This window comes from Cupriavidus sp. YAF13 (assembly GCF_052113425.1).
In the GTDB taxonomy this organism is placed as follows: Bacteria; Pseudomonadota; Gammaproteobacteria; order Burkholderiales; family Burkholderiaceae; genus Cupriavidus.
Map to the genome: position 1 here is coordinate 282,383 of NZ_JBFRDD010000001.1, position 13,107 is coordinate 295,489.

Here is a 13,107-nt window from a genome sequence, read left to right on the forward strand (position 1 = left end):
GAATCGATGATGACCCGTTTGGCCCCTTCCAAGTTGATCGCCGGTGGCCTGGCCCTGGCCGCGTTCGGCGCAGGTCCCGCCTTTGCCGCCAAGGATGCCGTGATGGCGGTGTACTCCACCTTCACCACGCTCGACCCGTACGACGCCAACGACACGCTGTCGCAAGCCGCCGCCAAGTCCTTCTACCAGGGCCTGTTCGGCTTCGACAAGGACATGAAGCTGATCAATGTGCTGGCCGAGAGCTATGAAGCCAGCAAGGATGGCCTCACGTACACCATCAAGCTGAAGAAGAACGTGAAGTTCCACGACGGCACCGCCTTCGATGCCGCCGCCGTCAAGGCCAACTTCGACCGCGTTACCAACCCGGCCAACAAGCTCAAGCGCTACACGCTGTTCAACCGCGTGGCCAAGACCGAAGTGGTCGACGCCAACACCGTCAAGGTCACGCTCAAGGAGCCGTTCTCGCCGTTCATCAACGTGCTGGCCCATCCGTCCGCGGTGATGATCTCGCCCGCCGCGCTGCAGAAGTACGGCAAGGACATTGCCTTCCATCCGGTCGGCACCGGCCCGTTCGAATTCGTCGAGTGGAAGCAGCCCGATCACCTGAAGGGCAAGAAATTTGCCGGTTTCTGGAAGACCGGCTATCCCAAGATCGACACCATCACCTGGAAGCCTGTGGTGGACAACAATACCCGCGCCGCCATCATGCAGACCGGCGAAGCGGACTTTGCCTTCAGCATTCCGTTCGAACAGGCAGCGGTGCTCAAGGGCAGCGCCAAGGTGGACCTGATCGCCTCGCCCTCGATCATCCAGCGCTACCTGAGCATGAACACCATGGTCAAGCCGTTCAACGACCCCAAGGTGCGCCAGGCCATCAACTACGCCATCAACAAGGACGCGCTGGCCAAGGTAGCCTTTGCCGGTTACGCCACGCCGATGGACGGTGTGGTGCCCGCGGGTGTGGACTATGCCGAGAAGCTGGGCCCGTGGCCGTATGACCCGGCCAAGGCACGCGCGCTGCTCAAGGAAGCCGGCTACCCGAATGGCTTCGAGACCACGCTGTGGTCCGCGTACAACCACACCACCGCGCAGAAGGTGATCCAGTTCGTGCAGCAGCAGCTGCAGCAAGTCGGCATCAAGGCGAGCGTGCAAGCGCTCGAGGCCGGCCAGCGTGTCGAGAAGGTCGAGAGCGTGCAGAAGCCGGAAGACGCCGGCGTGCGCATGTACTACGTGGGCTGGTCGTCGTCGACCGGCGAGTCCGACTGGGCGCTGCGTCCGCTGCTGGCCTCCGAATCGATGCCGCCCAAGCTGCTGAACACCGCGTACTACAAGAACGACCAGGTCGACGCCGACATCGCCGGCGCCCTGCGTACCACCGACCGTGGCGAGAAGGCCCGTCTGTACAAGGACGCGCAGGAACACATCTGGAAGGATGCGCCCTGGGCGTTCCTGGTGACCGAAAAGGTGCTGTATGCGCGCAGCAAGCGCCTGACGGGCGCCTACGTGACGCCGGACGGCTCGTTCAGCTTCGACGACATCGACATCAAGCAGTAAGCGATCTGGCTTGGCGCGTGGCGCATCCCATCAGCGCGGTGCCACGCGCTCAGCCATCGCTTAGCGGTACAGCGCAGCAAGCCGCGCAAGGCCGCCTGCCCACAGTCGCGGGGGCAGGGCGGGCGGCCCGCGGTCTTTAATCATCCGGTGCATCATGCTGAATTACTTTCTCAAACGATTCCTGGGCGTGATCCCCACATTGCTGATCGTGGCAGTGCTGGTGTTCCTGTTCGTCCACCTGTTGCCCGGCGATCCCGCCCGGCTCGCGGCCGGCCCCGAGGCCGACCAGGCCACGGTGGAACTGGTGCGCCGCGATCTCGGCCTGGACAAGCCGCTGCCCGAGCAGTTCGTGCAATTCTTCTCGAACGCCGTGCGCTGGGAGTTTGGCCATTCGCTGCGCACCAAGCGTCCGGTCAGCGAGGAAATCGGCGACCGCTTCATGCCGACCCTGTACCTGACGCTGGCCTCGATGGTGTGGGCGGTGATCTTCGGCATGGTGATCGGGATCAGCTCGGCCGTCTGGCGCAACCGCTGGCCCGACCGCTTCGGCATGACGCTCGCCGTGTCCGGCATCTCGTTTCCCGCCTTCGCGCTGGGCATGCTGCTGATGGAGGTGTTCTCGGTGCAGCTGGGCTGGCTGCCGTCGATCGGCGCCGATACCTGGAAGCACTACATCCTGCCGTCGATCACGCTGGGCGCCGCGGTGGCCGCCGTGATGGCGCGTTTTACCCGTGCCTCCTTTGTCGAGGTGCTGAATGAAGATTTCGTGCGCACCGCGCGCGCCAAGGGCGTGGGCGAGTTCCTGGTGGTGGCCAAGCACTGCCTGCGCAACGCCATGATTCCCGTGGTGACCATGATGGGCCTGCAGTTCGGCTTCCTGCTGGGCGGCTCGATCGTGGTGGAAAAGGTGTTCAACTGGCCTGGCCTCGGACGCCTGCTGGTGGACGCGGTCGAGATGCGCGACTACCCGGTCATCCAGGCCGAAGTGCTGCTGTTCTCGCTCGAGTTCATCCTGATCAACCTGGTGGTCGACGTGCTGTACACCGTCATCAACCCCGCCATTCGTTACAAGTAAGTGAGGCCGGCATGACCCAGCTATCCACGCCCGCCAACGGCGAACCCGCCGTCCCGGCCGCCGCCGCCACGCAAGAAGCCGTGCGCACGCCCTGGACCGAGTTCTGGCGCAAGTTCCGCAAGCAGCACCTGGCGCTCGGCGCCGGCGTGTTCGTGCTGCTGCTGGTGGCGGTGGCGGTCCTCGCCCCGCACCTGGTGCCTTACGATCCGGAGAATTTCTTTGACTACGACGCGCTCAATGCCGGGCCCTCCGCCGCGCACTGGTTCGGCGTCGATTCGCTCGGGCGCGACATCTTCAGCCGCATCCTGGCCGGTGCCCGCATCTCGCTGGCGGCGGGCTTCTTCTCGGTGATCATCGGCGCCATCGTGGGCACCGTGCTCGGCCTGCTGGCCGGCTACTACGAAGGCTGGTGGGACCGCATCGTGATGCGCATCTCGGATGTGCTGTTCGCCTTCCCCGGCATCCTGCTGGCGATCGGCATCGTGGCCATCCTCGGCAATGGCATGACCAACGTGATCTTCGCGGTGGCTGTGTTCAGCATCCCGGCGTTCGCCCGCCTGGTGCGCGGCAATACGCTGATGCTCAAGCGCCTGACGTATGTGGAAGCCGCGCGCAGCATTGGCGCGTCGGACTTCACCATCCTGATGCGCCACATCCTGCCGGGCACCATCTCGTCCATCGTGGTGTATTTCTCGATGCGCATCGGCACCTCGATCATCACCGCCGCCAGCCTGTCCTTCCTGGGCCTGGGCGCGCAGCCGCCCACGCCGGAGTGGGGCGCGATGCTCAACGAAGCCCGCGCCGACATGGTGACCGCGCCGCACGTGGCGATTTTCCCCAGCCTGGCCATCTTCCTGACCGTGCTGGCGTTCAACCTGCTGGGCGACGGCCTGCGCGACGCGCTGGACCCGAAGATCGACCGGCGCTAAGGAGCGCACGCGGATGTCCGGATCCATGCCGCATATCGGCGCGTTGCCAGCCGGCGCGCGCAACAGCATCACCGACGTGCCGGGAGTGGCGGTTGGCCAATGCACGCTGGCCGATGGCGCCTGCCAGACCGGTGTGACGGTGGTGCTGCCGCACGGCGGCAACCTGTTCACCGACAAGGTGCCGGCCGCCGCGACCGTGCTCAATGGCTTCGGCAAGAGCGTGGGCCTGGTGCAGGTGGAAGAGCTCGGCGTGCTGGAGACACCCATCGCGCTGAGCAACACCTTTGCCGTGGGCGCGCTGTCGCAGGCGCAGATCCGGCAGGCCATTGCGGCCAATCCGGAAATTGGCCGCGCCTGGCCAACGGTCAACCCGCTGGTGTTCGAGTGCAATGACGGCTACCTGAACGACATACAGGCGATGGCCGTGCAGGAGGTGCATTATGCGCAAGCCTGCGCCGCGGCCAGCGTGGATTTCGCGCAGGGCGCGGTCGGGGCAGGGCGCGGCATGTCGTCGTTCGGGCTGAAAGGCGGCATCGGCTCGGCCTCCCGCCAGGCGGGCGGATACCATGTGGGCGTGCTGGTGCAGGCGAATTTCGGCACCTTGCCCAGCTTCACCGTGGCCGGCGCGCGCCTTGGCGGCGTGCTGGCTGAACGGCTCCAGGCGCATACGCGAGCGCCGGCGGAGTCAGGGCCGGAGAAGGGCTCGATCATCATGATCCTCGCCACCGATGCGCCGCTCGACGCCCGCCAGCTGCGCCGCCTGTCGCTACGCGCGGGGGCGGGCCTGGCGCGTACCGGCTCGGTATTCGGCCACGGCTCGGGCGACATCGCGCTCGCTTTTTCCACCGCCTACACCGTGCCGCAGCAAGCCGGCGCGCCCATGCCGGCACTGGCCATGCTGCATGAAACCCGGCTCGATGCGCTGTTTCATGCTGCCGCCGACAGCGTTGAGCAGGCCATCCTGCATGCGCTGTGGCAGGCCGAAACCGTGCATGGCCGCGATGGGCACCAGCGTGTCGCGCTGCGCGAACTGATGCCCGAGCTGCCGCAATGGCTGCTGCGCGCGGCACCGACGAACTGAATCTCCACAAGCCATGAAGATCCTGATTTCCACCGACATCGAAGGCGTTGCCGGCGTTTTTCATCCCGAGCAGACCCGCGCCGGCAACGGCGAGTACGAACGCGCCCGCGCCTGGATGACGGCCGAAGCCAATGCCGCCGTGCAGGGCGCCTTCGCGGGCGGCGCAGCCGAAGTGCTGGTCAACGATTCCCACGGCGGCTTTCGCAACCTGCTGCCCGACCAGCTCGACCCGCGCGCGTGCCTGGTGCTGGGCAAGCCGCGCTACCTTGGCATGATGGCCGGGGTGCACGGCTGCGACGGCGTCTTCATGATCGGCTACCACGGCCGCGCGCAAAGCCGCGGTATCCTCGCGCACACCATCAACAGCAGCGCGTTCGCCCGCATCTGGCTCAACGATCAGGAGTTGGGCGAGGCCGGGATCTACGGCGCCCTGGCGGGCGAATTCGGCGTGCCGGTGCTGATGGCCAGCGGCGACGATGTCTTCGTGGACGAGACCCGGCCGCTGATGCCCTGGGTACGCTATGTGCAGACCAAGCAAGCCGGCGGGCAAGGCAGCGGTACCACGCTGTCGCTTGCCGCAGCGCGCGATGCCATCGCCGCGCAAGCCGAGCAAGCCGTACGCGAGCAGGGCGGGCAGCCCCTGAAGATCAGCGGCCCGATCCGCTGCCGCTTGCAAACCCAAGGCCCGGCCTATGCCGACCTGTTCTGCCAGTGGCCCGCGCTGGAGCGCGTGGACGGCGTGACGCTGGTATTCGACGCCGCTTCGGTGCAGGCGGCCGTGCGCATGCTGAACTGCCTGTCGGCGATGTCGTTCATGCTGAAGTAGGGCGCGGCCTGGCCTGTTGTGGTTGTTGAGGCGTTCGTGCCCGCTTGTGCCGCTGCTGGCCGCATGGTGGACAATGGCGGGTGGCAGGCGCCGGTGGCGCCCCGCAAGCCATCAGCCACTTTGCAGCACTCATCACGGCAGGTACAAGCAGATTCATGATCGCAGTCAACGACGGGAGCTGGACTCCCGTACGCAAGGATTTTGTCGAGCCCGGCACGCGCTGCCGGCAGCAGGCCGGCCGTGGGCGGCACCACGGCTTCGGCAACGGCCAGGCCTTCATCCTGCGCGACGGGCAAGGCCACGAGTACCCCTTTGGCGAGGCCTGCGCGCGGGCCGTGCTTGCTGAGCCGGACCTGTTGTACCTGGTGCCCGACTACACCGAGCGGGACGCCGGCCAGCCCGTGCCCGAAGCGACCGCGCCGGACAACGACGAGTTCGAGGCCACCGGCCCGGCCACCCCGCGTGCCCGCGGCGCGGCGGGCGGCGGCCGCCAAAGCAAGGTCAGCGACGCCGCGCTGCGGCGCACGGCCGCCATCCGTTACCTCGTGCTGCGCATGGAAAAGGTGGCCAGCGTGCCGCGCGTGCAACCCACCGTGCGATTTCCTGCCCTCGAAGCGGTGTATCAGTCCTACCTTGAAACCGGCGAGCTGCCGGATGCCCAGGTCAAGCGCATTCTCGCCATCGAGCGTAGCGCAACCACGCCGCCCAAGCTCAAGACCATCAACTTGCTCGATGTCTACACCGCGCACGTCAAGCTGGAGCGCGTGATCCAGGAATCCAACCGCGTCGAACAGCGCCGGTTCCTGCGCAGCATCCATGACTGGCTGGCGCGCCACTTGGTGCTGTCCGCCGCCCAGATCGCCGCGGCAGGCATCCAGATGCATCCGCATGCGTTCCGCTCCCTGCTGCTGCGTGAGGCGGTGCCGGCGGACGCCACCAAGGGCGAGAAGGGCGAGAAGGGCGAGAAGGGTGCCAAGGGCGGCAAAGGCTAGCTGCCTGGCTTCGGGCGGCTTCGGATGGCAATGCCGGCCAAGTTGGCGTTTAATAGCGGCACCCCCACTCCTCGCCAAGCGCGAAATCTGCTGTCATGTCCTTGCATACCAGCTTTTCCCGCAGCTATGCCGAAGCCCGGCAGAAATTCCGTGACGCGGCCCAGGCAGCCGGCGGCACCCTGACCGATTTTCCCCATCCCACCAAGCGCGGCTGCGCCGACGAGGAACTCGCCATGGATGTCGCCTGGGTGGGCAGCGCCGAGGCCAGGCGCATGCTCATGGTGACCTCAGGCATGCACGGGGTGGAAGGCTTCTGCGGCTCCGGGGCGCAGGTCGCCCTGCTGGCCGACGCGGAACTGCTGCAGGCGTGTGCCGGCGCCGGCGTGGCGCTGCTGCTGGTGCACGCGGTCAATCCCTACGGCTTCTCGCATATGCGGCGGGTCAACGAGGACAACATCGACCTCAACCGCAATTTCATGGATTTCACCCGGCCGCTGCCCGACAACGCGCCGTATGCCGAGGTGGCGCCCATGCTCCTGCCCGAGCACTGGCCGCCCTCCGAGGCCGACCAGGCCGCGCTGATGAAGACGGTGGCCGAGAAAGGCCTGCCCTGGTACCAGGCGGCGGTGAGCGCCGGCCAGTACCAGGCGCCAGACGGGCTGTTCTTCGGCGGCAACAAGGCGACCTGGAGCAATTACACGCTGCGCCGCATCCTGGCGCGCTTCGGCGCCGGGCGCGAGGCCGTGCGCTGGATCGACGTGCACACCGGCCTGGGGCCGTGGGGCTATGGCGAGCCGATTTACATGGGGCCGGACAACGCGGAGCAGATCGACAAGGTGCGTGCCATCTGGGGCAATACCGTGACCTCGATCTATGACGGCTCATCGGCTTCGGCCAATCTGAACGGCATGGCATGGCTGGCTGTGCCGGAGACGTTGCCCACGCTGGGTTACAACGGGATCGCGCTGGAGTTCGGGACGTTGCCGGTGACCGAGGTGCTTGAGGCGCTGCGGGGAGATCACTGGCTGCATTTGCATCCCGAGGCGGATGAAGGCCAGCGCAATTTGATCCGGCAGGCGATGTGGCATGCGTTCTATGGCGATGCCGATGACTGGCGGGAGGGGGTGGTGGAGCAGGTGAGGGAGGCGGTGGTCAAGGGGGTGGTGGGGTGGTAGCTTAGTCCGGGCTTGGCGGCCCGTTGAAAAAAGCCCTTCTTCGGCTCAGCGAAGAAGGGCTTTTCCCAATGCAAGGCGTAACACCGTCACGCTTCGGCGCTGAAGCGCCGGTTACCTTCAATCCCTCAATCCGGCAGCGCCTCATAAGTCAGCAGGAACACCTGTTCCTCGCCAGCGCTGACCGGCAGCCAGACGATCTCCAGTTCGGGGAACGCAGCTTCCACATTGGCGTGCTCGTTGCCGATCTCCACCACCAGCGCGCCGCCCGGGTTCAGGTGCGCTTTGGCGCCGGCGATGATGCGGCGGACCACGTTCATGCCGTCGTCGCCGCCAGCCAGTGCGATGCGCGGCTCGGCCTGGTATTCGGCCGGCAGCGCTTGCATGGAGGTTTCGTTGACGTAGGGCGGGTTGGTGAGGATCACATCGTACTTGGCGCCCGCGGGCAGCGGTGCGTACAGGTCGCCCTCGTACAGGCTGATGCGGTCTTCCATCTTGTAGTCCGCCACATTGCGGCGGGCTACGGCCAGCGCATCCGGCGAGATGTCGACCGCATCGATGCGGGCCTTCGGCCAGACATGCGCGGCGATGATGGGCAGGCAGCCCGAGCCGGTGCACAGCTCCAGCACCGGGCCGATTTCGGCGCTGTCGCCTACCCACGGTTCCAGCCCTTCATGCAGCAGTTCGCCAACGAAGCTGCGCGGCACGATCACGCGCGAGTCCACGTAAAAGCGCAGGCCATGCATGAAGGCCTCGTTGGTGATATAGGCCGCGGGCACGCGCTCGGTCACGCGGCGTTCGATGACCTGCAGCACGGCGTCGACTTCTTCGGGCAGCAGGCGCGCGTCGAGGAACGGGTCGAGCGTGTCCAGCGGCAGGTGCAGCGTGTGCAGCGTCAGGTACGCGGCTTCGTCGTAGGCATTGGCGCTGCCGTGGCCAAAGGACAGCTTGGCCTGGGTGAAGCGCGATACCGCGAAGCGCAGCAGGTCGCGCACGGTGAGCAGGGGGGAGGAGGTTGCCATAACGTCTTTTTCTGGTCCGCGGCGATCAGGCGATCAGGCGTTCCAGCACGCCACGGTAAATGTTCTTGAGGGGTTCGATAAATCGCACTTCCACGTGCTCGTCGATCTTGTGGATGCTTGCATTGGGCGGCCCGAACTCGATCACCTGCGGGCAGATCCTGGCAATAAAGCGGCCATCCGAGGTGCCGCCGGTGGTGGACAGCTCGGTCTTGACGCCCGTTTCCGCCGCGATGGCGCCAGCCAGCGCTTCGGAGAGATCGCCGCGCGCGGTCAGGAAGGGCTCGCCGCCCAGGGTCCAGTCCAGGTCGTAGTCGAGCTGGTGGCGATCCAGGATGGCATGCACGCGTGCCTTCAGGCCGTCGGGCGTGCTGGCGGTGGAGAAGCGGAAATTGAAATCGACGGTGACATGGCCGGGGATCACGTTGGTGGCGCCGGCGCCGCCGTGGATATTCGACATCTGCCAGCTGGTGGCGGGGAAGTACTCGTTGCCTTCGTCCCAGCGCTCGTTCACCAGGTCGGTCAGTGCGGGCGCGGCCAGGTGGATGGGGTTCTTGGCCAGATGCGGGTAGGCGATATGGCCTTGCACGCCCTTGACGGTGAGCTTGCCGGAGAGCGAGCCGCGACGGCCGTTCTTGACCATGTCGCCGAGCGTGTCGACGGAGGTGGGCTCGCCCACCACGCAGTAGTCGAGCCGTTCGCCGCGCGCCTTGAGCGCTTCGACCACTTTCACGGTCCCGTCATGCGCCGGGCCTTCTTCGTCGCTGGTGATCAGGAAGGCGATCGATCCCGCGTGGTCCGGGTGGGCCTGCACGAATTCTTCGACCGCCACCACGAAGCCGGCGATCGAGGTCTTCATGTCGGCGGCGCCGCGGCCGTACAGCTTGCCGTCGCGGTGGCTGGGCAGGAAGGGGTCGGAGCCCCATTGCTCCAGCGGGCCGGTGGGCACCACGTCGGTGTGGCCGGCAAAGGCCAGCAGCTTGCCGTCCTGGCCGCGCGTGCCGCGCTTGACGGCCCACAGATTGGTCACGCGGAAGTCGTCCGGGCCGCTGACGATGGCTTCGCAGGCGAAGCCCAGCGCCTTCAGGCGGGTTTCCAGCACGGCCTGGCAGCCTTCATCGGCGGGCGTGACGGAGCGGCGGCGGATCAGGTCTTCGGTGAGGGCGAGGGTGGGGTTCATGGTGGCAGCGAGGAGGCATGTGGCGCCGGAATCCGGCGGGTGCATGGTTCGAGTCTTGCGTCCTGGCAGCGCGCATGTCCTGGCGCTGCCATCGGGCTTAAAAAAGGCTGGCGTAATTATCCGGTGAAAACCCCACGCTGACGCTGCCCTTGTGGGCCAGCACCGGCCGCTTGATCAGCGACGGGCTTTGCTGCATCAGCGCAATCGCGCCGGCTTCCTGTTCTGCAAGCGCCTTGTCCGCGTCGGACAGCGCGCGCCAGGTGGTGCCTTTGCGGTTGAGCAGGGTGGCGAGCGGCACATGCGCGAGCCAGCCGCGCAGCATGGCTTCGTCCACGCCTTGCTTCTTGAAGTCGTGGAAGGTGTATTCCACGCCGTTGGATTCAAGCCAGGTGCGGGCTTTCTTGACGGTATCGCAGTTGGGAATGCCGTAGAGCAGGACAGTCATGGCGATGAGGGAGACGATGAGCGGAGAAACGCGGGGCAGGCCGGTCTGGCTAGCGCAGCAGAAGGTTAAGGGCGACCACCAGGCCGGCAAGTCCAAGCGCAAAGCCGGCCATGGCCACGCCGGTCATCAGGCGCAGGCGACGATCCAGCCGCGCGGCTTCGCGGCGCAGGGCCTCGATGGTGATGGCGTGTTGCTCGGCCAGCAGCTTGACGGCCTCGGCCTGCTGCATGGCGGCGTTTTCCAGCTCTGCAATGCGCGCGGCAGGGTCGCGCGTGTCCGGACCTGGCATGCCGTCGGCGCCGCCATCGCGGCGCTTGCCCTTCTTGATCTTCTCGATGGTCTTGTTGGCCTGTTCGAGGATCGTGGGCAGCAGCGAGAGAACGGTGGTGACAGTGGTCGGGTCCAGGGCCATGATTCGCTTGCGAAGGGCGGGCCAGCGGCGGCCGGCGGCGGTATCCATTGAGCGGGAACCGTTGGAGAGCGGGAAACAGGAATCGGGAAAAGGAAACGGGAAACGAGAAACGGGGCGAGGGGAGCGTCAGCGTTCTGATCCGGCATTCCGATTCAGACCGGCCGCGCACGCGCGCGGTTCCGGGCCAGGGGCGCTCCCCTCGATGCAGCGGGCGAGATCAGTCGCCGCGCAGCAGGTCGTTCAGGCTGGTCTTGGCGCGGGTCTGCGCGTCCACCTTCTTGACGATCACGGCGCAGTACAGGCTGTACTTGCCATCCTTGGAGGGCAGGTTGCCCGCCACCACCACCGAGCCAGCCGGCACGCGGCCGTAGTGGATCTCGCCGGTTTCGCGGTCATAGATCTTGGTCGACTGGCCGAGGTACACGCCCATCGAGATCACCGAGTTTTCTTCCACGATCACGCCTTCGACCACTTCCGAGCGCGCGCCGATGAAGCAGTTGTCTTCGATGATGACCGGGTTGGCCTGCAGCGGCTCGAGCACGCCGCCGATGCCGACGCCGCCGGACAGGTGGACGTTCTTGCCGATCTGGGCGCACGAGCCGACGGTGGCCCAGGTGTCGACCATGGTGCCTTCATCGACGTAGGCGCCGATGTTGACGTACGAGGGCATCAGCACGGCGTTCTTGGCGATGAACGAGCCACGGCGGGCGACCGCCGGGGGCACCACGCGGAAGCCGCCCTTGGCGAAGTCGTCGGCGGTCCAGTTGGCGAACTTGGTCGGCACCTTGTCGTAGAACTGGGCGAAGCCGCCAGCGGACATCGGCGCGTTGTCTTCCAGGCGGAACGACAGCAGCACGGCCTTCTTGATCCACTGGTTGACGATCCATTCCTTGCCTTGCTTCTCGGCCACGCGCAGGGCGCCGGTGTCGAGCTGGCCGATCACGTTGGCCACGGCTTCGCGGATGTCGTTGGGGGCGGACTTGGGCGAGAGGCTTGCGCGGTCTTCCCATGCCTGGTCGATCAGGGCTTGCAGTGCTTGCGTCATATGCGTGTTTTCAGTGGTTGATCGTTGTCTACAACAAAATACGGTGTGTGCGGTGCGGTGCACTTTGCCCGCACACGCTGGTTTCAGCCCAGCGACTTGCAGAAGGCGACGATGCGGCGCGCGCCTTCCAGGCATTCCTCGGGCGTGGCCACCAGCGCCATGCGCACGCGGTTGGCGCCCGGGTTGATGCCGTCGGCCTCGCGTGCCAGGTAGCTGCCCGGCAGCACGGTGACGTTCTGCTCGGCCAGCAGGCGCGCGGCAAACTCAGTGTCGGACAGGCCGGTGCGCGAGACATCCGCCCACAGGTAGAAACCGGCATCGGGCAAGGCCACGTCCAGCACCTCGGCCAGCATCGGCGTGACCTGGGCAAACTTGCGCACGTAGGCGGCGCGATTGTCGCGCACATGGGCCTCGTCGTTCCAGGCCGCCACGCTGGCGGTCTGCACCGCCGGGTTCATGGCGCCGCCGTGATAGGTACGGTATAGCAGGAATTTCTTCAGCAGGGCGGCATCGCCGGCCACGAAGCCCGAGCGCAGGCCCGGTACGTTGGAGCGCTTGGACAGGCTGGAGAACATCACCAGGCGCTCGAAGGGATGTGCGCCTTCGGCGCGGCCCAGCTTGTGCGCCGCTTCCAGCGCGCCCAGCGGCGGTTCGCCTTCCTTGAAGTAGATCTCGGAGTAGCACTCGTCCGAGGCGATCACGAAGCCATGGCGGTCGGACAGCGCGAACAGCTCGCGCCAGTCTTCCAGCGACAGCACGGCGCCGGTCGGGTTGCCCGGAGAGCACACAAAGACCAGTTGCACCTTGGCCCAGGTCTCGTCGCGGATGCGGTCGAAAGCGGGCGCGAAGTTGCGCGCCGGATCGCTGTTTGCAAATACCGGCGTGGCACCGGCCAGCAAGGCCGCGCCTTCATAGATCTGATAGAACGGGTTGGGGCACAGCACCAGCGCGCCGGGCTGGCTGGCGTCGACCACGGTCTGGGCGAAAGCGAACAACGCCTCACGCGAGCCGGTGACCGGCAGCACCTGGGTGGCGGCATTGACCGCCGGCAGGCTGTAGCGGCGCTGGATCCACGCGGCCATGCACTGTCGTAGTGCATCGGATCCGGCCGTTGTGGGATAATTCGCCAGCCCTTGCAGCGCGTTCGACAGCGCCGTCTTGATGAATTCGGGCGTGGGGTGCTTGGGTTCGCCGATGCCGAAGCTGATCGCGGGCAGCGCGCCGTTTGGTTTGACGTCAGCCAGCAGCACGCGCAGTTTCTCGAACGGATAGGGCTGGAGCAGGTCGAGGCGGGGATTCACGATCGGGTTCAGGCCGGTAGGGCCAAGCTCAAAGCCGGTCATTATAAAGGATTGCCGGGCATTCCCGCGTGCCGGC

General features: G+C 66.3%; 13 protein-coding genes. 7 read left to right on the forward strand and 6 right to left on the reverse strand.

Annotated features, from left to right (window positions below; all coding sequences use genetic code 11):
• The first annotated feature begins 6 nt into the window (after positions 1–6).
• The 7 genes from gsiB to AB4061_RS01635 all read left to right on the forward strand — a co-directional run bounded on the left by gsiB (position 7) and on the right by AB4061_RS01635 (position 7,632).
• A complete protein-coding gene (gene gsiB, locus AB4061_RS01605) occupies positions 7–1,554 on the forward strand; it encodes a glutathione ABC transporter substrate-binding protein GsiB (protein ID WP_441630296.1) in 1,548 nt (515 codons plus the stop codon).
• Between the two features lie 154 nt (positions 1,555–1,708).
• Complete coding sequence (gene gsiC / locus AB4061_RS01610) at positions 1,709–2,629, forward strand: glutathione ABC transporter permease GsiC (protein ID WP_441630298.1); 921 nt, start codon at positions 1,709–1,711, stop codon at positions 2,627–2,629.
• Between the two features lie 11 nt (positions 2,630–2,640).
• The gene (gsiD, locus tag AB4061_RS01615) at positions 2,641–3,558 is read left to right on the forward strand and encodes a glutathione ABC transporter permease GsiD (protein ID WP_183031225.1); all 918 of its coding nucleotides are present in this window, start codon (positions 2,641–2,643) and stop codon (positions 3,556–3,558) included.
• 13 nt (positions 3,559–3,571) lie between these two features.
• Positions 3,572–4,639 carry a DmpA family aminopeptidase gene (locus tag AB4061_RS01620; RefSeq protein ID WP_441630300.1) on the forward strand — a complete coding sequence of 356 codons (1,068 nt, stop codon included), beginning with the start codon at positions 3,572–3,574 and terminating at the stop codon, positions 4,637–4,639.
• 13 nt (positions 4,640–4,652) lie between these two features.
• Entirely contained in the window at positions 4,653–5,465 is an 813-nt protein-coding gene (locus AB4061_RS01625) for a M55 family metallopeptidase (protein WP_441630302.1), read from the forward strand.
• 155 nt (positions 5,466–5,620) lie between these two features.
• Positions 5,621–6,457: a hypothetical protein gene (locus AB4061_RS01630; protein WP_441630304.1), complete on the forward strand. Its 837-nt coding sequence runs from the start codon at positions 5,621–5,623 to the stop codon at positions 6,455–6,457.
• A 95-nt stretch (positions 6,458–6,552) separates the two neighbouring features.
• The gene (locus AB4061_RS01635; protein WP_441630306.1) at positions 6,553–7,632 is read left to right on the forward strand and encodes a M14 family metallopeptidase; all 1,080 of its coding nucleotides are present in this window, start codon (positions 6,553–6,555) and stop codon (positions 7,630–7,632) included.
• A gap of 125 nt (positions 7,633–7,757) precedes the next feature.
• Here the strand turns inward: AB4061_RS01635 and prmB are convergent, their stop codons facing one another.
• The 6 genes from prmB to dapC form a co-directional block, all read right to left on the reverse strand.
• Positions 7,758–8,651 carry a 50S ribosomal protein L3 N(5)-glutamine methyltransferase gene (prmB, locus tag AB4061_RS01640; protein WP_441630308.1) on the reverse strand — a complete coding sequence of 298 codons (894 nt, stop codon included), beginning with the start codon at positions 8,649–8,651 and terminating at the stop codon, positions 7,758–7,760.
• Positions 8,652–8,676: 25 nt separating this feature from the next.
• Positions 8,677–9,828, reverse strand: a complete 1,152-nt coding sequence (gene dapE / locus AB4061_RS01645) for a succinyl-diaminopimelate desuccinylase (protein ID WP_441630310.1) — start codon at positions 9,826–9,828, stop codon at positions 8,677–8,679.
• Positions 9,829–9,925: 97 nt separating this feature from the next.
• Positions 9,926–10,273 carry an arsenate reductase gene (locus AB4061_RS01650; RefSeq protein ID WP_441630448.1) on the reverse strand — a complete coding sequence of 116 codons (348 nt, stop codon included), beginning with the start codon at positions 10,271–10,273 and terminating at the stop codon, positions 9,926–9,928.
• 49 nt (positions 10,274–10,322) lie between these two features.
• Positions 10,323–10,685, reverse strand: a complete 363-nt coding sequence (locus AB4061_RS01655; protein WP_441630312.1) for a hypothetical protein — start codon at positions 10,683–10,685, stop codon at positions 10,323–10,325.
• Positions 10,686–10,902: 217 nt separating this feature from the next.
• Positions 10,903–11,730 carry a 2,3,4,5-tetrahydropyridine-2,6-dicarboxylate N-succinyltransferase gene (gene dapD / locus AB4061_RS01660; protein ID WP_043346976.1) on the reverse strand — a complete coding sequence of 276 codons (828 nt, stop codon included), beginning with the start codon at positions 11,728–11,730 and terminating at the stop codon, positions 10,903–10,905.
• Positions 11,731–11,813: 83 nt separating this feature from the next.
• Complete coding sequence (gene dapC / locus AB4061_RS01665; protein WP_441630450.1) at positions 11,814–13,031, reverse strand: succinyldiaminopimelate transaminase; 1,218 nt, start codon at positions 13,029–13,031, stop codon at positions 11,814–11,816.
• Positions 13,032–13,107: the final 76 nt, after the last annotated feature.

Excerpts from the sequence above, each read along its gene's own strand:
- gsiB (WP_441630296.1), top strand. The coding sequence starts at position 7 with ATGATGACCCGTTTGGCCCCTTCCAAGTTGATCGCCGGTGGCCTGGCC.
- gsiC (WP_441630298.1), top strand. The coding sequence starts at position 1,709 with ATGCTGAATTACTTTCTCAAACGATTCCTGGGCGTGATCCCCACATTG.
- gsiD (WP_183031225.1), top strand. The coding sequence starts at position 2,641 with ATGACCCAGCTATCCACGCCCGCCAACGGCGAACCCGCCGTCCCGGCC.
- AB4061_RS01620 (WP_441630300.1), top strand. The coding sequence starts at position 3,572 with ATGTCCGGATCCATGCCGCATATCGGCGCGTTGCCAGCCGGCGCGCGC.
- AB4061_RS01625 (WP_441630302.1), top strand. The coding sequence starts at position 4,653 with ATGAAGATCCTGATTTCCACCGACATCGAAGGCGTTGCCGGCGTTTTT.
- AB4061_RS01630 (WP_441630304.1), top strand. The coding sequence starts at position 5,621 with ATGATCGCAGTCAACGACGGGAGCTGGACTCCCGTACGCAAGGATTTT.
- AB4061_RS01635 (WP_441630306.1), top strand. The coding sequence starts at position 6,553 with ATGTCCTTGCATACCAGCTTTTCCCGCAGCTATGCCGAAGCCCGGCAG.
- prmB (WP_441630308.1), bottom strand. The coding sequence starts at position 8,651 with ATGGCAACCTCCTCCCCCCTGCTCACCGTGCGCGACCTGCTGCGCTTC.
- dapE (WP_441630310.1), bottom strand. The coding sequence starts at position 9,828 with ATGAACCCCACCCTCGCCCTCACCGAAGACCTGATCCGCCGCCGCTCC.
- AB4061_RS01650 (WP_441630448.1), bottom strand. The coding sequence starts at position 10,273 with ATGACTGTCCTGCTCTACGGCATTCCCAACTGCGATACCGTCAAGAAA.
- AB4061_RS01655 (WP_441630312.1), bottom strand. The coding sequence starts at position 10,685 with ATGGCCCTGGACCCGACCACTGTCACCACCGTTCTCTCGCTGCTGCCC.
- dapD (WP_043346976.1), bottom strand. The coding sequence starts at position 11,730 with ATGACGCAAGCACTGCAAGCCCTGATCGACCAGGCATGGGAAGACCGC.